Source organism: Paenibacillus pedocola (genome assembly GCF_031599675.1).
Lineage (GTDB): Bacteria > Bacillota > Bacilli > Paenibacillales > Paenibacillaceae > Paenibacillus_AQ > Paenibacillus_AQ pedocola.
The window spans coordinates 2,182,166-2,205,801 of record NZ_CP134223.1 but is presented as its reverse complement, the minus strand read 5'-3'; the positions used below and the strand labels follow the sequence as shown (position 1 = coordinate 2,205,801).

Sequence of the window (23,636 nt, the reverse complement as noted above, 5' to 3'; positions counted from 1 at the left end):
GTAGTCGACATAAAGGCTGTACCTTGTTTTTCTTAAACCATAAATATGCAATATGAGATAAGCTGCTTTAGCCTTTGCTAGCGCCTGCGGTCAAGCCTTCGACCAGCAACTTTTGCAGGAAGAAGAAGAGAATCATGATCGGAATAGAGATCAGTACAGCGCCTGCAGCAAAAGTCGTGAAATTGGTGTTCTGATTCGAATTCACCATGTCCCACATACCCACTGCAACGGTCCATTTCTCCTTGGTTCGGAGAATGAGTCTGGCAAAGATAAAGTCAACCCATGGTCCGACAAATTGTGTTAGTGCCATGTAGGTAATCATCGGTCTCGACAAAGGCAGGATGATTCTCCAAAAGATTCCGAAATTGCTGGCTCCGTCAATGCGGGCAGCTTCGTCCAGCGAGCGCGGTATCGTATCGAGGAACCCTTTCGCGATCAGTGTTCCACCTAGCGGAGCTCCGGCTGCATAAACCATAATCAGTGCCATATGTGTATCCAGCAAATCAAACTCTTTGAGCAGCAAATAAATGGCAATCATACTCATGAAGCCTGGAAACATTCCAAGGACCAGCAGTCCGGACATGGTGGTCTTGCGCGCCTTGAATCTGAACCGGGAAACTGCATAGCTTGTAAGCAATGTCAGGAAAACGCCCAGGATCATTGAGAATAAGGCAATCTTGAACGTATTAAGCCACCAGGTAGGGAACAGCAGGGTGTTATCATAGAAAAGTGCCCGGTAATGTTCCATTGTAAACGTTTCGGGAATAAATGTTTTACTATATAGGGATTTGCCCGGCCGCAGCGATGAAAACAGAATCCATATGGCCGGATACAATGCTGCAACAGACAGAATTACCAGCATCAAATAGCTGAAAGTAAGCCGTATTCTTGTTTTAAATTTAACTCCGCTCATTGGATCATATCCTCCTCCTGGAATGATTTCGTACGCCGGTAATTGTAAATTGAGAATGTAGCCACAATTAAGAAGATAATGATACCGATCGCAGATGCCATGTTATATTTATTTTGGTCAAGCGTGAGCTTGTAAAGCCACGTCACAAGCAAGTCGGTGGAACCGGCATACTGATAATCCCCGTTGACAGGACTACCGCCTGTTAACAAGAAGATCGCATTAAAGTTATTGATGTTGCCTGCAAACTGGGCAATCAGTGTAGGTGCCGTCGAGAACAGCACCATAGGCAATGTTATGATGCGGAATTTCTGGTAGTTGGTCGCCCCATCCACTTCGGCCGCTTCATACATATCGCGCGGAATGGTTGTCAGAACCCCCATAATCAGCAGCATAGATACAGGAATACCGACCCACATGTTAACCACGATAACCGTTACTTTGGCCCAGAATGGATCCGTTAGCCAAGGAAGGCCGCCAAGCCCGAAAAACTTTAGATATTGGTTAATCGGACCAAACTGGCCGTTGAACAAGTTGCGCATGAGCAGAAGTGAGATCATTTGCGGAATAGCATAGGGAACAATCAGAATAGCTCTCCAGATGCCCTTGAAACGAACACCTTGCTGGCTGATCAGCATCGCGACCAGCATGCCGCCGAAATAGGTGGTAACCGTCGACAGGATTGCCCAAATAATAGTCCAAGTAAGCACCCCGTAGAAGGTATGACTCCAGGATTTAAGAGCTACCAGATTATGGAATGTTTCAAAGCCAACCCAGTCAACCAGCTTGGCCGGAGGCATATGGTTAGGCGCAGAATAGTTCGTAAACGCCAGCATGACCATGAAGATGATCGGCATCACTGTAAATAACAGAATGCCTACAGACGGCAGGATAAGAAAGGTCTGCGCAAACTTATAATCGAGAATATAACGGATGCTCTGTTTAAAAGTGCCTGGGGTTTGGCCTGCATCTCTGGCAGCCCCATTCTTGTAAGCATCTCTAATGTTCATATACCATGCAATCAGAAAAAGAACGAAGAATATGATTGTAATCAAACTCTGAATTAGAATAAATATAGAATGATCACCTTTGACCAGCTTGGCAATTCCTTTAACCTTCTCAAAATGTTGGGAGGTTGTACCCAAGGTAACGATACCCCAGAACGCCCGTCCCAGCTTCTCAATAAAATAAGTTAAGCTTAATGCCTCTACAATCAAAAAAATAAAACCCTTGATAAATTGGCGGTTATATATTTGTCCCAATCCCATAAACAATGTAGACAGTATCGTTGCTGCTCTAGTATGGTGTCGCTGCATTTCCCTTCCGTTCTCCTCTCCTGGGAAATCAGAGAATCGCCCGCCGCTACCAGGCGGCGGGCGATTTGATTTCATAAATATACTGTTGGATCAGACCTACAGATGCTTATTGCGAAGCGCCGTTATTCAGATCTTTGATCTGTTGGGCTGCTTTGTCCATTGCTGTCTTAGGGTCTGCGCCTTTATCCCAGATTTCCGGCAGGGCTGCGTTGACAGGAGACCACACGTTGCCCATTTCAGGAATCGATGGCATTGGCTGGGAGTTCTTAGCCTGTTCAGCAAATGCGGAGATATAAGCATCATCCTTGATTTGTGGATCTTCCAGAGCTTCCAGGTTGGTTGGAATCGATCCTACCAGTTCGTTCAGCTTAAGCTGGGCATCCTTGCCGGATGCAAACTCAGCATACAGCTTAGCGGCATTTGGATATTGTGTATATGCATTAACCCCGAAGATCTTGAAGCCTGCAAAGGAGATTGCAGTCTTTCCGCCGATAGTCGGCAGTGGCGCCAGTCCCAGGTTGTCACCCAGTGCTGTTTTGTAACCAGCCAGTTCCCAAGGTCCGTTGATATCCATAGCCACATCGCCGGAGTTGAACAGGCTGCGCTTAATGTCGGCGTTAATATCGCCGCTGTTGATTGGCAGAATTTCTTTCAGCTTAACATACTCTTTCAAGCCTTGAATTGCACCATCGGAGTTGATCCCGATATCATCTTTATTTGTACCGTTATCCCCGAAGATATATCCGCCGTTTGAAGCGATGAAAGGATAGTTGAAATACATGTTGCCGACTTCCCACATGATTCCGTATCTATTTTTTGATTTGTCGGTGAAAGTTTTGCTGAAGGCCAGAACATCGTCAAAGGTTTTTGGCACATCAGTAACAATTGATTTATTGTAATACAGAGCATAAGTTTCTGCTGCACGCGGGTAGCCATACAACATACCGTCATAACTAGCACCTGTAATCGAAGCTTCCGTATTGTTCTTTACGGTTTCTTGTTCAAACACGTCGTTTGGAAGCAAGAGTTGTGCACTTGCGGCTCTGCCCAGGTTATCATGAGGAATCAGAATAACGTCGGCAGCCAAACCGGAAGGACCGTCCTGGGAGAGCTTTGTAACCTGATCGGTCGGAGACAGCTCTTCAATTTTTACCGGTACATTGTATTTTTCAGTGAACTCTTTCGCGATTGCATCAGCAAAAGCTCTTTCTTCTTTACTCTCCCAAACAACCAGAGATGCGCCATCCTCTGGGGTGATTTGTGCGGTATCAGCGCCAGTGTTTTCTCCACCGTTGTTTTCAGCCGGTGCTGTGCTTTCTGACGGAGCATTCGTCGCTGCAGCGTTACCGCCATTTGTGTTGTTGTTGTTACCCCCGCATGCTGCCAGCGATGTAGCCATTGCGGCAACAGCCGTGACCATCATCCATTTTCTCATTTTCATTACAGATAACCCCTCCCGATTTTGTATATCACTATTGTGCTTAAGATGATGCTGCAGAACATGCGCAAACGATTTCAGAGGATCCAAAAAAAATGTGCCCATCTACTAACCATCCTTCTGAATACGCTTCAACAAGTTCTAGAAAGCGCTTCATTCCTAAATTCATAATACAACAGTCAGGTTAATTGTTAAAACGTTTGCACATAGTGTATTTGACTATATTCCGCTAAAATATGAATATAATCAATGCATCACTTCATTTTTCACATAATTACTCTTATTTACTCAGAAATCCGTGTAAAAATGAACACTCATTTGCCCCTAACCTTGTTCTTTTCCTTAAAACTGAGGGTAAAGGTACCGGTTTCCCTTTTTTCAAACGAACTTATCGCTTGTGAAGATTTGTGCAATGGTTTGTACAATAGTATTGAATGACCTAATATTCCGTGCTATAATCCAAACCATTATGAGCAGCAAGTCCTGCCGGCAGCAAACAATCCAAGCATAGCCCCTTGTTCTTCTACAATTAAAAGGCAATGTTACTGATCAGGGACAACCTCGGACACGCTTTTCGCTAGGGTTGTGCCTTTTTGCTATGGGCGGATTCCAGGTTCAATGTGTGCAAATGTGGCACAAAGCCAGTGCCTTGTCTGGCAAGGCATCCATTTCAGCGCCATTTCATCCTTATATCTCTATTTGATGAAAATGCTCACAAAACTTAAGTGTATGCTTCCGTAGCAGTTTTGTCCGATGTCCGGCAAGGAAGTAAACGCTAACAAAACTTTTAGCCCTTGCTTCCGATGCGAGTTTTGCCTGATGACTAGTCGAGGAAGCATGTGCTAACAAAACTTTTAGGAGGAATTATCATGTTACTAGAAGCAGTATATCACCGCCCGCGCTTAAATTGGTCTTATGCCTACGATCACGAAACCATCCATCTTCGTCTGCGCGCCAAAAAGGGTGATTTAACAGAAGTATTTGCCTGGGCCGGGGACAAATATGCATGGGACACTACTAAAGAACTGATCCCGATGAAGCTATTTACCAGCGATGCGATGTTCGATTACTGGGAGTGTGAATCCGTTCCCCTCTACCGCCGGCTTAAATACGGCTTCCTGCTGCAAAAGGGCCACGAGCGGATCTGGATGACCGAAAGCGACTTCCAAACTGAACGCCCAATAAATCCAAACCGCCTCTTCGAATTCCCTTACATCAACCGCGGGGATGTCTTCACCCCTCCGGCTTGGGTCAAGGATGCAGTCTTTTATCAAATCTTTCCCGAGCGGTTTGCCAACGGGGACGCCAGCCTGAACCCGGACAATGTACAGCCGTGGGGAGGAACCCCCACACCTGAGAATTTCTTCGGCGGAGACCTGCAGGGTGTTATGGATCACTTGGACCATCTGACAGAGCTCGGGATTACCGGAATCTATTTCACGCCTATTTTTGCCGGCACCACTAATCATAAATACGATACCGAGGACTATATGAAGGTTGACCCTCATTTCGGTGATGTGGAGACCCTCAAAAAACTCGTCGACGCCTGCCATGAACGCGGTATCCGCGTGCTGCTGGACGCCGTATTCAACCATTCCGGCAGAACCTTCGCCCCGTTCCTGGATGTGCTGGAACATGGGGAGAACTCCCGTTACAAAGACTGGTTCCATGTCCGCGAGTTCCCGCTTCAGGTAGTGGACAACATCCCGAATTATGATGCTTTTTCGTTCGAGCCGCATATGCCGAAACTCAACACAGAGAACCCTGAAGTAAAAGAATACCTCCTGAAGGTGGCAGAATATTGGATCAAAGAGGTCGGTATCGACGGCTGGCGCCTGGATGTAGCCAACGAAGTAGATCACGGCTTCTGGCGCGAATTCCGCAAGGTCGTGAAGAATGCCAATCCGGAAGCCTATATTCTCGGCGAAATCTGGCATGAATCTGCTCCTTGGCTGGAAGGCGACAAATTCGACGCCGTGATGAACTACCCGTTCACGGATGCCGTCCTGGATTTCTTCATCAACAGCTCGCTTGATGCGGAAGGCTTCGCCAATGCAATTGGTAAACAGCTGTCACGCTATCCGCTGCAAGCCAGCGAGGTGGCCTTCAACCTGCTGGACAGCCACGATACGGCACGCCTCTTAACCCTTGCCGGCGGCGACAAAAAGAAATTCAAGCTGGCTGTACTGTTCCAGTTCACCTTTATGGGCACGCCTTGCATCTACTACGGAGACGAAATCGGTATGGACGGGGAGAATGATCCGGGCTGCCGCAAATGTATGGAATGGGATCCCGAGAAGCAGGACCACGACCTGTTCAGCTTCTACCGCAAGCTGATCGAAATCCGCGGCAAACATCCAGCGCTGCGCAGCGGCTCCTTCACATTCCTTGAAGCCGGCCGGGATGGCAGCAAGCTCGCCTTTGAACGCAGCCTTGGCGATGAAGTAATTATCGTTCTTATGAATACAGAAGAAGCCGCCCAGACCTTCCGGCTCGATGTAGAAGAGCGGAATTGGACGGATCTGTTCACTGGCGATTCCTTGCGGGCTGAGCGGGGCAAACTCACCCTCAAGCTTCCGGCGTATGGTTATACTGCCGTTAAAGCAGTTCTGTAATCTTTCTTCGCAAATACAAACACAAAAACGGCACTCTTCATCCATATGAAGAGTGCCGTTTGACGTTAACCGGGAACTTATTCAGCCAGCAATTTGTAAATAACCTGTGCGCTTTCCGCGCGGGTCATCATTGCCTTAGGCGCAAATTGCTTGTTCTCTCTGCCCTGTACCAGCCCAAGCTCAGCCGCAGTGTTTACATAGTCTGCTGCCCATGAACTGATGGTGCCGGCATCCGTGAACGCTGCAGATGAGGAGCCCGGGCTTGTTTTCTTACCCTGCTTCACTTCCAGCGCACGGATCAGCATAACCGCCATCTCCTCGCGGCTGATCGCAGCATTCGGAGCAAAGATATCAGCACTGCGTCCGGAAACAATGCCTTGGCTGACAGCTGCCGCCACATAAGAAGCATACCAGGCATCTCCACTGACATCGCTGAATGAAGCTTGCCCTTCTGCTTTGATTCCCAGTGCACGAATCAGCAGGGCGGTAAATTCCGCACGGGTGACACTTGCATCCGGTTTGAATTCCGATGCTGTCACACCTGTTACAATCTGTTTCGCACTGAGCGATTTAACCGCTTGAGCTGCCCAATGCAGAGCAGGAACGTCCTTAAAGGATTTATTCAGCTCAAGTGCCGCGTATTTGCTGAAATGCGTTACCTCAGCTGTAATTTGATCCCCGTTCACAGTTCCGCCTACATACTGCAGGCTGTTGTTTTCGCCTACAAAGTAGACTCCAAGCAGCTCTTTGTTTATATTGCCGCTGAACTTAAGAGTAAGCTCTACCGGAGCTGTAAATGTAGTAACCGGAATACGTGTGCCGTCCTTTTTAACGACGAACAGTGAAAACTCATAAACTTTTGAGGCCGCTGTTACACGGGTATTGTTCCCGTTCAGCCCGCTCAGCAGGCTATTCACTGCTACGTCCTGAAGAGGGGCTATGCCGAATAGAATCTGCGCACCTTCCGCATCCGATCCGGTCAGTGATGACTGAAGCCCGTGCAACACTTCTTTAGGCAGGGTCACGGAGAGCTCACCCTGGTGCAGAACGAGATCATTCGTACCGAGTGCTGCTGCAGCCTGAATCGGCAGCAATACCGACGATGCGGATGCAGCAACATCAATGGTAACCTTGCCGTCCTTACCGCCTTTTAGACTGTCTGCACTAATAGTTTGCGTGCCGGCAGCAGGTGTTGCCGCAGGTACAGAACCGGGGATAGATCCCGGAAGCGTTACTGGTGCTGGCGTCGGTGTTGGCGTTGGCGTTGCAGTTGGTGTTGCTGTTGCTGTTGCTGTCGGTGTCGGTGTTGGCGTCGGTGTTGGCGTCGGATGCACATTAGGCACTACAGCCAGAATAACCGTTCCGCCTTCATCTCTGCCCGGAAGCTCGATAGTCACCTTCTGATCACCAGATACCGTATACGTTTTGCCGCTGTATTCATCTTTTACAACTGTAGCTGCTGTAAATGGTACAGGGATACTGGCAGTAACAGCCTCTGTCTTCGTATTAATGACCGTAACCACATTTTCGGTTCCGTACTGCTTGTTGAAGGCAAGGTATCCCAGGTCATCCGAACCGGCCAGCTTCGTGCGTGTGCCTTTGGAGAACACTTTGGAATACTGCGCCCGGATGTTCAGCAGCTTCTGATAATGGTCATGAAGCCCCTGCTCCGCTGTAAACTGTTCCCATGGCATATCTCCGCGGTTCTCGCTGAACTCTCCCTTGGACATATCCCCGGCATTGCTGCCGGAACGGCCCAGCTCTTCCCCGTAATAAATGACCGGCTGGCCTTTAGCTGTAATCTGCAGTGCTGCCGCAATCATCAGCTTGCCTTGATCTCCGTCGACGTAATCAGAGAGGAAGCCGTTCTCATCATGGCTGCTCAGGAATTGAGCCATAGTCTTAGTATTGTCCAGCTTAGATTCACGGTCTTGCAGGTATGCATCTACATCTGTGATTTTGCCGTCCGTGAAATTTTTGGCCGCATTCTTGAATCCAAAATCAAGCAAGCCGTCCATTTGGCCGGACTGCAGATTGCCACCGTCACCGTCAATCGTACCGCCATAGTATTCACCGACAAGCTTGAAGCTTGGGTCAATAGCAGTCAGTGCATTTTTGAAAGCTTTCCAGGTCGTGCTCTCCACATGCTTAACGGTGTCTACCCGGAAATAGTCAATCGTATCTCCGCGGTCAGTCCGCGCATTGTCCAGCCAGCCTGTCTGCCAGTCGATAATCTTCTGGCGCACCGCAGGATCTTCTGTCTTGAAATCCGGCAAGCCCGCCAGTTCGCCCTTGACCGGATCGGTATCCGCCGAAACGTTGTCTGTGCGGAGCATTCCGTCAAAGCGTGCTTTATCCTCTGCAGTAACACCTTCATAGCTGTCGCCTGCTTCAAGGCCGTAGCCTGCATGATTCAGCACAACGTCAACCATAATTTTGATCCCCTTGTCATGCGCCTTCTCAATCAGTTCCTTGAAGGTTGCCATATCGCCAAGATGCTCATCCAGCTGGGTGAAATCCTTGGCCCAGTAGCCATGGTAAGCGTACTGTGTTCCGCCGAAATCAATGCCTTTGTTGAAGTCTATGTTGTCGACAACCGGCGTAATCCAGAGCGTATTGATACCAAGCTCCTGAAGATAATCCAAATGGTCGATCATCCCCTGGAAATCTCCGCCGTGATAGGCTTCCAGATGGGTTTTGTCTACATTCTCGTTGTTGGCCGTATCGCCGTCTGCAAACCGGTCCGTCAGCGCAAAATAAATCCGCGCCTCATCCCAGTCGAAGTCGAGCTTAGCACCGGTATACGTTCTGGCCTTAACTTCAACCGTTACTGCACCGGTATGGCTGTTGCCGTACTCATCAATAAGTGTAATTGGAACCGTTTTGGTTCCTGCCGCTACCGTATCTTTTACGGCAATGGTGTGCTTCATCAGCCCCATATCAAGCTGAACCTTCGCCGGTCCTCCCAGGGCGGTCAAATCCATGTAGCCTGCCTGATATGCCACTTCTTCCGCAGAAGCCGCCTTGACCGTCACTACAGCATTTTCATTGGAGGTCACTGCTTGCGGCTGTACGGTTGCTGTTATGGTGACATCAGGGTTATGGTAGACCACAGCTGATTCGCCGTTCACCGTATTTTTCGGATCCGTCAGCTCTTCGGTAACCCCCTCCTTGGTAATCAGGAAGGTATACTTGTAGGTCCCTTCTTCCACACCTGTCATTACATAAGTAAACCATTCGTTTTGAGCATCATAAAGCATCGGATATTCGGTGCCGTTTACCTTGACGGCGGCTTTCTCAATACCCTCCTGGCTTCCGCTGCGGAACAGCGCATCATCACGGTACTTGAAGGTAATCGTTCCGTCCTTCATCACAGGACCGCTGATAAATGGCTTGATATCCAGCTCCTTCACCTGGCTAGTTACAATAACCTTGGTGAATGGCTCGCCAGCAGTAAGCGGAATGACGCGGTCATCCGGGTAATCCTGTTTCCCTGTATTCCAGTCTGTGCCTTTGCGGAGCACGAAACCTACACTTGTAGCGTTCTGTGCAACTTCAATCAGTACACTGGCCTTGCCGTCCTTGAAGGTGGTGAAATCAATCTGGTCGTTCTTGGCACCTGTGTTCCAGACCCAGATGTTCCAGTCCTTATAATCCTTGTCGTCACGGACATAAGTGAATTCAATATAACGCTTGTTGTCTACAGCTTCTTTGACAACTTTAACTGTTACAGCAGTGGAAAGCCCGCCGTAAGAAATCGTGATCGTTGCCGTTCCGGCTTTTAATCCTGTTACTACACCTTTGCTGCTTACGGCAGCCACATCCGGTTTATCGGATGTATAGACTGCGGTGTTTGTAATATTACGTTTGCTGCCGTCATCATATTTGGCATAGACAGCCGACTGGTGCGTGGTACCGAGCTGAAGCATGTAATCCGTGCTGTCTGCTTCCACAGAAGTAAAGGCTGCTGCCGCTGCATCTATCCGGATAATTACGGCCGTCAAGGGCTGCAGCTGAATAGAAGTAGAGGTCAGCGTAAACCCGCTCTGATCCGCGGCCGGGATAGCAGTAATTCCCGCTTCATCGTTATCGGCAAGCACTGTACCCCCGGTCAAATCCTCAGACAGCGAAAGGGTTCTTGCTTCATCGTCTCCGTTAACAAAGACGTAATAAATGCCTGTTCCATCTGTCGCTTTGTTCTTGTAACCGATCACCAGATCGTTTGCCTTCATTTCCGGCGCCTGGATCAGGGTGACATTGGAATTCACCATGCTCTTGTCGCCCAGACGGAAAGCATCCGTAGACTTTCTGAGCTTGATAAGCCCAGCAGTATAATCTTTGGTCGTGTTTTGTACCGGGAAGTTCACTTCATCCGTTACTTTCGCCCAGTCAAACTTGTTGATAGCATCTGAGGAATCATAAGAATCGTGGATAAAATAGCCAAAAGACTTGCCGGCTGCATCCTTCATCTCGGTATATTTCTGCTCAGGTACGCCAGTACCCAGCCATTGCTTAGTACGGCCATATTCTTGCCCCGCCTGCAGGAAAGCCGTTCCCTGCGACGTCAGCTCCAGCGTGTTGCCGAGCCTGATCCGCTGCTGGATTTCCAGCTCATTCGCGGGAATCGCCGGGTCCTTCTTAATCGACTGCGCAATAACATCATGCAGCGTCAGATTATCATGGGCTTCGATATAGGGCACTACATCACCCGGATCATCGGCAGGGATGTTGGACGGCTGTGCCTTGATATTATTCAGGATGGTGGTAATGGAACGCGCACCGCCTGTGATGAATCTCGGCTCCCCTTCCGAACCAAAGCCAGATTTCAATTCATTGCGGAATTCATCGGAGAACACGCCGACGCTATCCGTTTGGTCCATCCACTGCTGATCGGCACCCTTGCCTGCAAGCGACGGATCGGAAGCCGCACCACCAAAGGTTACCCAGCCTTCTCCGATAAAGAGTGCCTTAGGATTGATCGCCGCAGCAGCATCATAAGCCGCCTGCACCGCATCCTGTGACGCATCACCCATCATATCCCAGCGCATACCGTCTATCTTGTATTCACTGAACCAGTATTTGACGGAATCGACCATCAGCTTTTCCGCCATTTTATGATTGGTAGCCAGGTTATTGCCGAACCCGCCGATAAAGTTGCCGTTTGCATCCTGGAACGCATAATAATTCGGCACGATATCGTTCAGGAATTCCTTTTTGGCCATATGGGTATACACAACGTCCAGAATGACACCCATTCCGGCTTCGTGTACAGCATCAATGAGACCTTTCAGCTCCTTGATCCGCTCTTCGGGATCTGCAGGATTCTGTGAATAGGCACCATCCGGGGAGAAATAGCTCTGCGGATCATATCCCCAGTTGTACTCATTGTTTTGGGCCGAATAGGCCGTTTCTCTTTCATTCATTGCCGTCTCATCCCCGTAATACCAAGCCATTACCGGGAGCAGCTGAATGTGGGTAACACCCAGAGATTTGATATAATCAAGTTTCTTGGCAAAAGCGGCATAGGATCCCCAGCGTTCGCCGTCCAGACTGCTCTCAATGGAGACATCCGAGGTAAAGTCCCGGAGATGGACTTCGTAGATAACGGCATCTTCCCGGTTCTCATAGCCCTCAATATCCGCTGCATGGGAAGTCGCCGGATTGGTCCGGCTCAGATCAACGATCGCCGCTTTGCCGACTGTATCTCCGTCCGCACCTGCTGCGCCTGTAGTATCAACGGTGAATACGGCCATTGATTTGGCATAAGGATCTAGCACCTGCTTCATGACCCCGTTATTCGTTACCTCATACTGGTAGTAGTAGCCGCGGACATCCTGTTCACCACTTACTCCTGTGATGTCGGATGGCGTCAGCTCTGCCGACCAGACTCCTTGCTCACCCTTGGTCAGGCTTACCCGGCCGACAACTTCGGCTGCGTTGGACTTATTGTACACATTCGCAACAACCGTGCTGGCCATAGGTGCCCATAGCTTCAGCGTGGCCGATTTGTCAGCCGCATGATAGGTCGCTCCAAGGTCATCACCTGTGTAATTGTACATCTCATCCAGCATTCTCCAGCCGCTGGAAGCGGATACGGTTTTGCCGGAATAAGTAATGCTAAGCGGTGTTTTATCCAGATTAAAGACTGCGGTATCGAGTTCAATGGATGTAGTACTTGTAATCTTCACGGCAGACACAGGGACAGTTGCACCCTCTTTGTCCTTCACCGTGATTGCACTCTTGAGTGCCGCAGCATCCAGACCGTCGGTTAAAGTAAACCCGAGCAGGATTTTACTGGCAGACAGCACTTCTGCCGATACCAGTCCCACCGGCTGTTCGCCGAACGGAGAGACATAAACATTATTATCGCCTTCTTTGATCCACAGCTGATTGTAGCGGTCCAGCAGGCTAAAAGCTTTGTCGCCGCCGTCTTTATCTCCGTTTGAAGGCTTCACCACGAGGAAACCAAGCTTCTTCGCATTGTCTTTCAGCGTGATATCGGCATATGCACCAAAGTGATCCGCATGCTCCGCCAGAAAAGGAACTGCGTCAGACGGCCAGGTGCTTGGCGCCGATGCTACATCATCCCACAGCCATAAGCCGTAGTCGCTCTGCTTATTATCTGCTCTGATATAGTGAATCCGGACAGTATTCGCAGGCAGGGATACCGGCTCATAAGGCGTTACCGTATCCGAACCTTGTTTGATCCAGATTTCATTGGTTTGCGGGGTATTGATCAGAAAAGTTTTATCTCCTCCGTCTTTAGCTTCATTCGAGCGGTTAACGACGAGGAAGGAGATTTTTTTGGCACCGGTTTTGAGCGGGATATCCACATAGGCACCATAGGAATCGGTCTGTCCTTCGGGAAATGCAGTCGCACCGGATGGCCAGCCCGCAGAACCAGCAGCTACATCATCCCACAGCCACAGGCCCTGGTCGGTGTAATCACCTGCGGTACGGTTGTAGTGAATCCGGATACTGCCTTCCGGCACAGGCGTCTCCGCTGTCCCCGGATCTACCGGAGCCAACAATGCTGTACTGACCCCGTGATCCGGCTCATTGTACATAAACTTTACCGTCAAATCCACGGGCAGGCTCAAAGGTACATCCCCATCAGGGTAGAACCGATCTTCGGCTGGAGCAGTTCCCGGAACCAGCACTCTGAATGAATAATCGCCCTTCGGCAGATTCACTGAATTCTCGTATCTGTCATCATAGTTGGTATCTGTCAACAGGGTCCCGGCATCAGCCGCAGAATTATCATTGGCATCCCCCAGCTCTGTCTGCAGAGAGCCAACCAGCCTTGGCAGCTTATCCTGCGCAAGCGGTGTGTAATACGTGGAATCTGCGATTTTCTTAGTGATGTCGTTGTAATAAAAGGTTACGGTTGTCTCGGCAGCAAGTGTAAGCACAATATTGCCGCCATTATCTTTCCCGCCGGGATTGGTATAGCTGCTGAAGCCATAGCTCTCATCCCATGTGCCGTTAAGCGCAACCTTGTACTCATAGGTTCCGGCAGGCAATAAGCCAGTAAACTTATAAGTGCCGTTGTCTGTATACGTCATTTCCGTTACTGTGGCTGCTGGATTCCAGTCATTCGTAGGATTCGCCTCTGTAGACAATTCCGACTGAAGTGTGCCGACCAGAAATGCCTTGGTTGCAGCAGCCTGTACCTGTGATGCCGGAAAAGAAAAATAGGAGCACACTAGAACAACAATCATACTGACGGCAAAAGCCTTTTTGCTCCATAAAGCTAATTTCATTCCTTTAAGCCCCCCTAATGATGTTTTCCTTCAGTTGCGCGGGTACTGCGTTCATGTTAAATTGACCGTCTCTTCCGGTCGTCCGGCTGCTTAAGCCTGAACAAGCCCACACCCTCCTTCTCAAAATCGCTGAATGGCTCATTGAAACCAGTGAACATTAGCGCAAACGTTTGCAAAAAAAGGGTCAATGGCCTAAAGCAGACAAACCTTTGTGCGCACAGCAAAAATTGCCCGAAATAAACACATGTAAGCGCTTCTAAGTTCTGTTAACCATATTATTCCGGAAATTAAAGCGTTGTCAACAGGCATTTTTATTAATTGTATGGCAAAAAGGCATAGTTATGGTTGAAAATAATTTCATTACGTTGCACATAATTGCACAGAGCATAAGGCCCATACACCAGTTATTGAAATGATTTTTCAACAAAAACCGTTTGCACACTTCTTTTCGGCTGATTTTCCTTCTCTGGCCATGGTTTTGCCCCTATTTGACCGCTTTTCTCCGGTTCCGCCGAATTCTCTGTAGAAACATGCAATAATAGGCCGCTTTTCCTTGCAATTCCTCCAAAATCGCCTGTAAACAGCCTGAAGCGGGACTTTCTCTATTTACAATTAACAGCACTTCGATTAATATTACTTTGTAAAGCAAACGGTTCCATGAAGGAGGTTTCTATGACAGTTACCATTAAGGATGTGGCTAAGAAAGCGGGAGTTTCTCCCTCCACTGTATCCCGGGTGTTGTCAGGCCATCCCAGAATCAGCCTAGAAACTTCCCGTAAAGTTAAAGTAATCATGGAGGAAATGGGCTACACTCCGAATATGATGGCTAAGAGCCTGGTTTCGAAAACAACCAACAGCATTTGTATTATCTTGCCGAAGCCTGCTGAAGAGCTTTTCTCCAATCTGTTCTTCATGGAATTGATCCGCGGGATTGTTACCCAGTCCAGCCGATCCGGCTATGATGTGCTGATTAGTTCCGGAGCAAACGAGAAGGAAGAGCTGGAGGCGGTCTCCCGCCTGCTCAAAGGGCGCCGGGTAGACGGCGTTATTCTGCTGTACTCACGTAAAGATGATGCGGTTATTGATTTTCTCGAATCCGGCGGTTATCCCTTTGTCCTTGTTGGACGAAGCGACCGCTATGAGGATATATTATCCGTGGATAACGATAATGTCATGGCAGCCTTTGACGCTACGAACCATCTGATTTCTATGGGACATGAGCGCATCGGCTTTGTCAGCGGGCCGCCTAATCTCATCGTTTCACGCGACCGTCTTGAAGGATACCGCAAAGCTATGCTGAACAGCGGTCTGGAGATGCGGACGGAATGGATTGTGGAGGGCGAATTTCTGCAGGATAGCGGCTACCGGGCCATGTCATTTTTTATGAATCTCCCGAACCGCCCGACAGCACTCGTTGCCGTCGATGATATGGTCTCTTTCGGAGTACTGCGCGGTCTGAACGAACTGAAATACAAGGTACCCGAGGATCTGGCGATTGTCAGCTTTAACAATATCCCGCTCTCGGAATTGTCCAGCCCGCCGATCAGCAGTATTGACATCGGTATTTATCATCTTGGTTATACGGCCTCCCAGGTGCTGATCCAAAGCATCCAGAAGCCGGATAATGATGCAGGATATACAAACCGTTTCGTCATTCCCCACCGTTTGATCGTAAGAGAATCATCTATGTATGCTCCAGGGAAGAAATGACCAAGATTCAAGAATAAATGAAGCAGTCCCTTGCTTCATTTATTTTTTCGAATGTTGTACAAACGTTTGCGCTAAACCTGCAGCGTTAAAACAGCCTTCATTCATAAGTACTTAGCTGCACGCTTCCGGAACGAGTTTTGTACGAAGTCATTCAGGAAGCTATGCTCACAAAACTTAGGCTTATGCTTCCGGAGCGAGTTTTGTACGTAGCCATTCGGGAAGTTAAGCTCACAAAACTTAGGCTTATGCTTCCGGAGCGAGTTTTGTACGTAGCCATTCGGGAAGTTAAGCTCACAAAACTTAGGCTTATGCTTCCGGAGCGAGTTTTGTACGTAGCCATTCGGGAAGTTAAGCTCACAAAACTTTTAGGAGGTTCAACATGTCAGCAATTAAAGCTTGTTTGTTCGATTTGGACGGCGTACTCGTCGACACCGCCAAATATCATTTTATCGCCTGGAGAGAGCTTGCCGAAGAACTCGGTTTTGTGTTCACTGAGCAGGACAATGAGCGCCTTAAGGGCGTCAGCCGGGCCGCTTCCCTGAACATCCTGCTGGAAATCGGCGGACTTGAGTTAGACGAAGCGGAAAAAGCACGGCTTGCCGAGCAGAAAAACAACCGCTATGTGGAATACATCGCCAAAATGGACAGCTCCGAAATTCTGCCGGGCGCGTTATCCTTCCTCCAGGAATGCCGTGAAGCCGGCATCAAGGTTGCCCTCGGGTCAGCCAGCAAAAATGCGATGACCATCCTGAACAACACCGGCCTGACTCCCTACTTCGATGCGATTATCGATGGTACACATACCAGCGCAGCCAAACCTGATCCCGAGGTGTTCCTGCTGGGTGCCCAGGCGGTGTCCGTTCCGGCGGAGCAATGTGTCGTCTTCGAGGATGCAGAGGCAGGAATCCTTGCTGCAACCCGTGCCGGCATGAGCAGCATCGGCATCGGTTCACCCGAAACGCTGTCTGAAGCGAACTTCGTCGTGCCTTCCCTCGCCCAGATCAGCGTCGCCAAGCTGCAGGAATTATTCGCAGCAGTTTGATGAATAGTAACAGCTAACTGTAAGTTATTTGTTCATGCACTACTCTCTTTATAAAAGAACTATCTGTGAGAGAACCGGAGATACGTGATCAGCGGAGAAGGCAAAAGGAATGTGCAGAAGCGCCAGCGTTCGCCTTTGTCCCCGGATGCTTACCTTATAGCTTTCATCTGAGCATCCGGGGACAACAGCGATCGTAACATCCTTTTGCATTCGCAGCGGCCCCACGTAGACCGTACCGTCGAACCCATAGTTCCATTTATATCATCCCTCATTTAAAAGGAGCCAAAAAACAATGAAACAATATTTGAAAATTGATGAATGGTCCATTATTGAAGAATCCTTCGATCCGCAGACCCAGGAAATTTCCGAGAGCGTATTCAGCATCGGGAACGGCTATATGGGCGGCAGAGCGAACTTTGAAGAACAGTACAGCGGCCACAGCCTGCAGGGCAGTTATATGGCGGGTGTGTACTATCCGGACAAAACACGGGTCGGCTGGTGGAAAAACGGCTATCCGGAGTATTTTGCCAAAGTGCTGAACAGCACCAACTGGATCGGCATCAATATTGACCTGGACGGTACTCCGCTCGATCTGGCGACCTGCACTGTAAGCCAGTTCCGCCGTGTGCTTAATATGAAGGAAGGCACGCTGTCCCGCAGCTTCACTGCCACCCTTGAAGACGGCAAAGAGGTTCAGGTGGAGAGCATCCGCATCGTCAGCATGGCCCGCCACGAGATCGGCGCCATCCGCTATTCCATCATTCCGGTGAATTTTGCCGGACAGCTTACGGTCACTCCTTACCTCGACGGCGACATCAAGAACAAGGACTCCAACTATGATGAGAAGTTCTGGAACGAAGTGGAGAAGAAAAGCGAAGCGGAAGGCGGATACCTGACCCTCAAAACGAAAAAACTCGATTTCCACGTGACTTCGGCGTTTGCGTTCGACATTCTGGTCAATGGTGAAAAGCTTACAACAACACCTGAAGCAATTGAACAGGAGAAATATGTGGCAAGTAAAGTCAGCCTCGCGGTACAGGCAGGCGATCAGGTGGTTATCTATAAATATGCTGCCAATGTGACCTCCCGTAATTACGGCCTCGGCCAGCTTGTAGATGCGGCCCATACCGCGCTGAATAGCGCCCGGGAAGCCGGATTTGTGACGCTTTTGACTGAACAGGCTGCAGCATGGGGCGACAAATGGAAGGAAAGCGACATTATTATTGAAGGGGATGTGTCAGCACAGCAGGCGATCCGCTTTAATATTTTCCAGCTTAATCAGACCTACACCGGCGAAGATGACCGGTTGAATATCGGGCCTAAGGGCTTCACGGGTGAAAAATACGGCGGCAGCACTTATTGGGATACCGAAGCGTATTGTGTGCCATTCTATTTAAGTACTGCGGATTCCACCATTGCCCGCAATCTGCTCATCTACCGCTACAAGCATCTGGAAAAAGCCAAAGAAAATGCCCGCAAGCTCGGCTTCAAAAAAGGTGCGCTTTATCCGATGGTGACAATGAACGGCGAGGAATGCCACAACGAGTGGGAGATTACCTTCGAGGAAATTCACCGTAACGGTGCCATTGCCTATGCTATCTACAACTATGTGAACTACACCGGCGACAAGGCTTACCTGGGCCAATACGGCCTTGAGGTACTGGTGGAGATCTCCCGCTTCTGGGAAGAACGTGTACATTATGTGCCGCGCAAGGATCAGTATGTAATGCTCGGCGTAACCGGCCCGAACGAATACGAGAACAACGTCAATAACAACTGGTACACGAACCGGATCGCTGCGTGGACCATGGAATATACACTGGAAGCGCTGGCGTACCTGCAGGAAAATGAAAGCACCCGTTATGCCGAGCTGGCCGACAAACTGGAGCTGGCCGATAGCGAAACTGCCCAGTGGAATGAAATTATCAGCAAAATGTATTATCCGTCCGATGAAGAGCTGGGTATCTTCCTGCAGCAGGACGGTTTCCTCGACAAGGAAATCATTCAGGTAAAGGATGTTTTGCCGGAGAACCTGCCGCTTAACCAAAAATGGTCCTGGGACCGCATCCTGCGTTCCTGCTTCATTAAACAGGCCGATGTGCTTCAGGGATTGTATTTCCTTGGCGACCGCTATGATCTGGACACCAAAAAACGGAATTTCGACTTCTACGAGCCGATTACCGTTCATGAGTCCTCCCTCTCCCCTTGCATCCACGCCATTCTGGCTTGTGAGCTGGGCTACAAGGAAAAGGCTTATGAAATGTACCTGCGTACTTCGAGACTGGATCTCGACAACTACAATAATGATACGGAAGACGGCTGCCACACCACTAGCATGGCAGGAACGTGGATGTCGATTGTACACGGCTTCGGCGGACTGCGTGTTCAAGCAGACCGGCTGATCCTAAAACCTTCCAATCCGGGACACTGGACTTCGTATTCGTTCAAAATCATGTTCCGCGGCTCACGGCTGAAGGTTATCGTTACTGATCTACAGGTTACGGTTGTCAATGAAACCGATGTTCCGGCGGCACTTACGATTCACGGCAAGGAGTATACTGTGAACGGGCTAAGCAGCGTTACTGCTGAGGGCACCCCGGTAACGGCATAATTCATAATGCCCCGGAGGCTTCTGCGCTTTCGGGGCTTTTTATGTAAGCTGAACGATTTAGAGCATGGGCTTATGCCTTGACTGCGGGGAATGCTTGGAGTTCCGGCCGCTGTTGTCTCCAGATTTCTTGATAGAAACACTATATAGATTGATCTTGTGATTTTATATTTTAGGGTTGACGTGACTCCAGAGAATGTTTGGACTTCCGGCCGCTGTTGTCTGCAGATTTCTTGATTTGTACCGCTGTTCGCGGTGGAAATCCGCAGACAAAGGCGGACGCTAACGCTCCTACAGTTCCAAAATTCCCTTCCGCCACTTTCCTTCAATATGTATTTTTAAGATCATTCTATATAGGTGCTAGAAATCCGGTGACAAAAGACTAACGCTATCGCTCCTACAGTTCCAAGCTTCCCCTCCGTCACTGCTGCCCCTTATGAAATATCTAAAAAAGTTCAGCTTAGATTATTTGTGTGGGTATAACCAACCAAACTCAAAGGAGTCGTTGAAATGAACAGAGCCTTTTGGAAAGAAGCCGTTGTCTACCAGATCTATCCCCGGAGCTTCCAGGACAGCAACGGAGACGGAATTGGAGATCTGCAGGGCATTATCTTCCGGCTGGATTACCTGCAGAAGCTAGGCGTGGATGTAGTCTGGCTGTCCCCGGTCTACAAATCGCCGAATGACGATAACGGGTACGACATCAGTGATTACGAGGATATTATGGATGAATTCGGCACCTTGCGCGACTGGGAGGAGCTGCTGGCCGGTTTGCATGAACGCGGTATCAAGCTCATGATGGATCTTGTCATCAACCACTCCTCCGATGAGCATGCCTGGTTCGCGGAATCCCGTTCCTCCAAGGACAACCCTTACCGTGATTACTATATTTGGCGTCCAGGCGGTCCAAATGGCGAGCTGCCGAACAACTGGAGCTCGATCTTCAGCGGACCGGCCTGGGAGCTGGATGAGGCTACCGGTGAATACTATCTCCATCTGTTCTCCCGCAAGCAGCCTGACCTCAACTGGGAGAATCCGCAGCTGCGCGGGGCGCTGCATAAGATGATCGCTTTCTGGCTCGACAAAGGAGTAGACGGGCTGCGCATGGACGTTATCAATATGATCTCCAAAGTAGAAGGCCTGCCTTCGGCTCATCACGAAGGGCTGGCTCCCGGCGAGCTGGCCGGCGGCGGCGAATATTACATGAACGGCCCGCGGGTCCATGAGTTTTTACAGGAAATGAACCGTGAAGTGCTGTCTAAATACGATGTCATGACGGTTGGGGAAACCCCCGGAGCCAGTGTGGAAGACGCTATTCTATATACGGACGAAGAGCGCCACGAGCTGCAGATGGTGTTCCAGTTCGAGCATATGGACGTCGATTCCGGCCCGGGCGGCAAATGGAATGTGATCCCTTGGACGCTGAAGGGCCTGCGCGAGATTCTGCACAAATGGCAGGTCGGACTCGCTGACCGCGGCTGGAACAGCCTCTACCTGAACAACCATGACCAACCCCGGATGGTCTCCCGGTTCGGGAATGACGGGGAATACCGGGTCGTCTCTGCTAAAATGCTCGCTACCCTGCTGCACACGCTGAAGGGTACACCGTACATTTACCAGGGTGAAGAAATCGGGATGACGAACGTCAAATTCCCGCTGCTGGAAGATTACAAAGATATCGAAATTCTGAACATGTACCGGGAAAAGGTCACCGAAGGCGGCGCTGATCATGATTCGATTCTGCAGGCGATCCATATCAAAGGCCGTGACAATGCGCGTACACCGATGCAGTGGGATGCTACGGAGAATGCCGGCTTCACCGAAGGGACCCCTTGGCTGAAGGTTAATCCGCGCTACACAGAGATCAATGTTGAACAGGCGCTGGCCGATTCGGATTCAGTCTTTTATTACTATCAGAAGCTGATCGCCCTGCGCAAAAAGCATCTCGTTATGGCTTACGGCGATTACCGGCTGCTGCTGCCTGACCATGAGGATATCTATGCCTACACCCGTACACTGGAGGATGAACAATGGCTGGTATTGCTGAATTTCAGCGAGACTCCACAGACGGTAGAGCTTCCAGAGCTGGCCGCCGTAAAGGAAACCATTATCGGCAATTATCCTGACGAACCGGCAGCCGGAGAACGGGGTACGCTGCGTCCTTATGAAGCCAGAGTCTACCGTTTAGGGAACTGACAGCCTGTCCTCTAATCGGTTATACTTTGGAAACGAACCTGTCATTAATGAGCACAGAATAACAGGACTGGTCACTCATGGCATGATAGGATGAAGTCAAAGGGAGATGGCACACTTGGAATGGCTGATCCGAATGAAGGAAGCCCTGGATTATATGGAGAGGAAAATGACAGAGACGCTGCGCATCGAGGACATAGCAAAGATTGCTCTTGTGTCTCCTTTCCATTTCCAGCGCATGTTCAGCATGCTGACCGGCTTTACGGTGGCAGACTATATCCGCAGGCGCAGATTGACCCTGGCCGCCCAGGAGCTGGCCAGCTCAAAGATCAGAGTGCTGGATGTGGCGCTGAAATACGGATATGATTCTCCGGAGTCGTTCGCCAAGGCGTTCCGCAAGGCACACGGATTGTCACCTTCCGCCGCACGCGAACCCGGGGTGCAGCTAAAGGCGTTCCCCCGCCTCTCTTTCCATCTATCATTGAAGGGAGATCAGGAAATGGACTACAAGATCGTGGAGAAACCGGCTTTTACCGTTATCGGCAAATCAATGGAGGTTACCACCCGGGACGGGGAGAACCTCCGCAGAATCCCGCAGTTCTGGACGGAATGCAACACAGACGGTACTTCGGACCAGCTGATTCAGCTCGCAGCGGACAAAAATTGGCTCGGCATCTGTATGAGCATGGACATGGAGAAGGAACTGCTGTCCTACTGGATCGGAGTGGAAGCAGATGCTGCCACTGACCCGCAGGGCTTTGAAACTGCCGTTGTTCCAGCGGCTAACTGGGCGGTATTCACTTCAACAGGCCCGATGCCGCATGCCATCCAGAACGTCTGGGAGCGGATTTTTCAGGAATGGTTCCCGGGCACTGGTTATGAGCATGCTGGCGGGCCGGAGCTCGAGCTTTATCCTCCCGGTGATCCGCAGGCTGATGATTATGTATGCGAAGTGTGGATTCCTGTCGTTAAGAAATAAGCAGCATGCCTTAACGGCAATGCAGTATACGGTCAAAGACTATCCGCTCCGGGTAGTCTTTTTTCTATCAGATCATTATTTTTTATTTTGAGATTCGCCATAGGCTTGGTATAATAAACAGATTATATGGCTTATAAATGCATATTGTCATCTGAGATTCGGTGAAGGAGAAACTCATGTCTATCGTAAAAATCTTTTCAGACAGCACTTCCGATTTGCCGCAAGGCTGGAAGGAAACGTATGATATCGGCATCATTCCGCTGTATGTAGTGTTTCAAGACGGCACCTTCAAGGATGGTGTGGACATTACACCAGAGGAAGTCTATCAAAGGGTTGCTGCGGGCGGAGCTTTGCCGAAGACTGCTGCACCGTCACCGGCTGATTTTATTGCGGCTTTCGAGCCGGTCATTGCCAGCGGCGGAGATGCTGTATACGTCGGCCTCTCCTCTGCTTTATCCTCTACATATCAGAATGCCCTGCTGGCTGCAGGCGAATTTCCGGAAGGACGCGTCCGGGTCGTAGACTCCGAAACGTTATGCGGGGGCATCGCGCTGCTCGTCATGAAGGCTGCCCGGGCAGCCGCTAAAGGCCACAGCAGCGCCGAAATCGCCGCCATGCTGGAACAGTGCCGCAGCCGGGTAGAGACGGAATTCGTCGTGGATACACTGGACTACTTATATATGGGCGGCCGCTGCTCGGGGATGCAGAATTTTATCGGCAGCCTGCTGAAGATCCGGCCCGTATTACGGCTGATTGACGGTGCCATCGTGCCGGTAAGCAGAGTCCGCGGCAAGAAGGAAAAGGCCGTGGAACAAATGCTGCAGCATGCGCTTTCGAATGCTAAATCGATGGATAAAGAGCTGCTGATTGTGGCCCATACTCTTGCCGAAGAGGATGCCAAATTTCTAGAGAAGGCGCTGCGGGAGCAGACTGACGTAGAAGAAATTGCAGTCATCCATGCCGGATGTGTTATCGGCAGCCATTGTGGCCCGGCTACTGTAGGACTCATGTACATGCATTAGTGTATTGTTACTTACTTAGGTCTGCCCAAACGAGCAGGCT

The 23,636-nt window shown here is 49.8% G+C and carries 11 protein-coding genes; 7 read left to right on the top strand and 4 right to left on the bottom strand.

The features are described from left to right. Positions 1 to 67: 67 nt before the first annotated feature. From QU597_RS09335 to QU597_RS09325, 3 genes are all read right to left on the bottom strand, one after another. On the bottom strand, positions 68 to 913 hold the full coding sequence (locus QU597_RS09335) for a sugar ABC transporter permease (RefSeq protein ID WP_310832389.1): 846 nt from the start codon (positions 911 to 913) through the stop codon (positions 68 to 70). Further along, a complete protein-coding gene (locus QU597_RS09330; RefSeq protein WP_310832388.1) occupies positions 910 to 2,226 on the bottom strand; it encodes a carbohydrate ABC transporter permease in 1,317 nt (438 codons plus the stop codon). Before QU597_RS09330 ends, QU597_RS09335 begins: the two co-directional genes overlap by 4 nt. Positions 2,227 to 2,332: 106 nt before the next feature. Further along, positions 2,333 to 3,667, bottom strand: coding sequence for a sugar ABC transporter substrate-binding protein (locus QU597_RS09325; protein ID WP_310832387.1), 1,335 nt, complete (start codon positions 3,665 to 3,667; stop codon positions 2,333 to 2,335). Between the two features lie 866 nt (positions 3,668 to 4,533). On the opposite strand from QU597_RS09325, the gene QU597_RS09320 reads away from it, so the two are divergent. Continuing rightward, on the top strand, positions 4,534 to 6,279 hold the full coding sequence (locus QU597_RS09320; protein WP_310832386.1) for an alpha-glycosidase: 1,746 nt from the start codon (positions 4,534 to 4,536) through the stop codon (positions 6,277 to 6,279). 77 nt (positions 6,280 to 6,356) lie between these two features. Here the strand turns inward: QU597_RS09320 and QU597_RS09315 are convergent, their stop codons facing one another. Further along, positions 6,357 to 14,042, bottom strand: coding sequence for a pullulanase (locus tag QU597_RS09315; protein ID WP_310832385.1), 7,686 nt, complete (start codon positions 14,040 to 14,042; stop codon positions 6,357 to 6,359). 672 nt (positions 14,043 to 14,714) lie between these two features. Here QU597_RS09315 and QU597_RS09310 point away from each other — a divergent pair. The 6 genes from QU597_RS09310 (at position 14,715) to QU597_RS09285 (ending at position 23,596) form a co-directional block, all read left to right on the top strand. Next, on the top strand, positions 14,715 to 15,752 hold the full coding sequence (locus tag QU597_RS09310) for a LacI family DNA-binding transcriptional regulator (RefSeq protein WP_236333646.1): 1,038 nt from the start codon (positions 14,715 to 14,717) through the stop codon (positions 15,750 to 15,752). A 379-nt stretch (positions 15,753 to 16,131) separates the two neighbouring features. Continuing rightward, positions 16,132 to 16,794: a beta-phosphoglucomutase gene (gene pgmB, locus QU597_RS09305; protein WP_310832384.1), complete on the top strand. Its 663-nt coding sequence runs from the start codon at positions 16,132 to 16,134 to the stop codon at positions 16,792 to 16,794. 292 nt (positions 16,795 to 17,086) lie between these two features. Further along, positions 17,087 to 19,405, top strand: a complete 2,319-nt coding sequence (locus QU597_RS09300; RefSeq protein WP_310832383.1) for a glycoside hydrolase family 65 protein — start codon at positions 17,087 to 17,089, stop codon at positions 19,403 to 19,405. A gap of 507 nt (positions 19,406 to 19,912) precedes the next feature. Further along, entirely contained in the window at positions 19,913 to 21,598 is a 1,686-nt protein-coding gene (locus QU597_RS09295) for a glycoside hydrolase family 13 protein (RefSeq protein ID WP_310832382.1), read from the top strand. A 115-nt stretch (positions 21,599 to 21,713) separates the two neighbouring features. Beyond that, on the top strand, positions 21,714 to 22,574 hold the full coding sequence (locus tag QU597_RS09290) for an AraC family transcriptional regulator (RefSeq protein ID WP_310832381.1): 861 nt from the start codon (positions 21,714 to 21,716) through the stop codon (positions 22,572 to 22,574). Between the two features lie 176 nt (positions 22,575 to 22,750). Beyond that, a complete protein-coding gene (locus tag QU597_RS09285) occupies positions 22,751 to 23,596 on the top strand; it encodes a DegV family protein (protein WP_310832380.1) in 846 nt (281 codons plus the stop codon). Positions 23,597 to 23,636 lie beyond the last annotated feature (40 nt).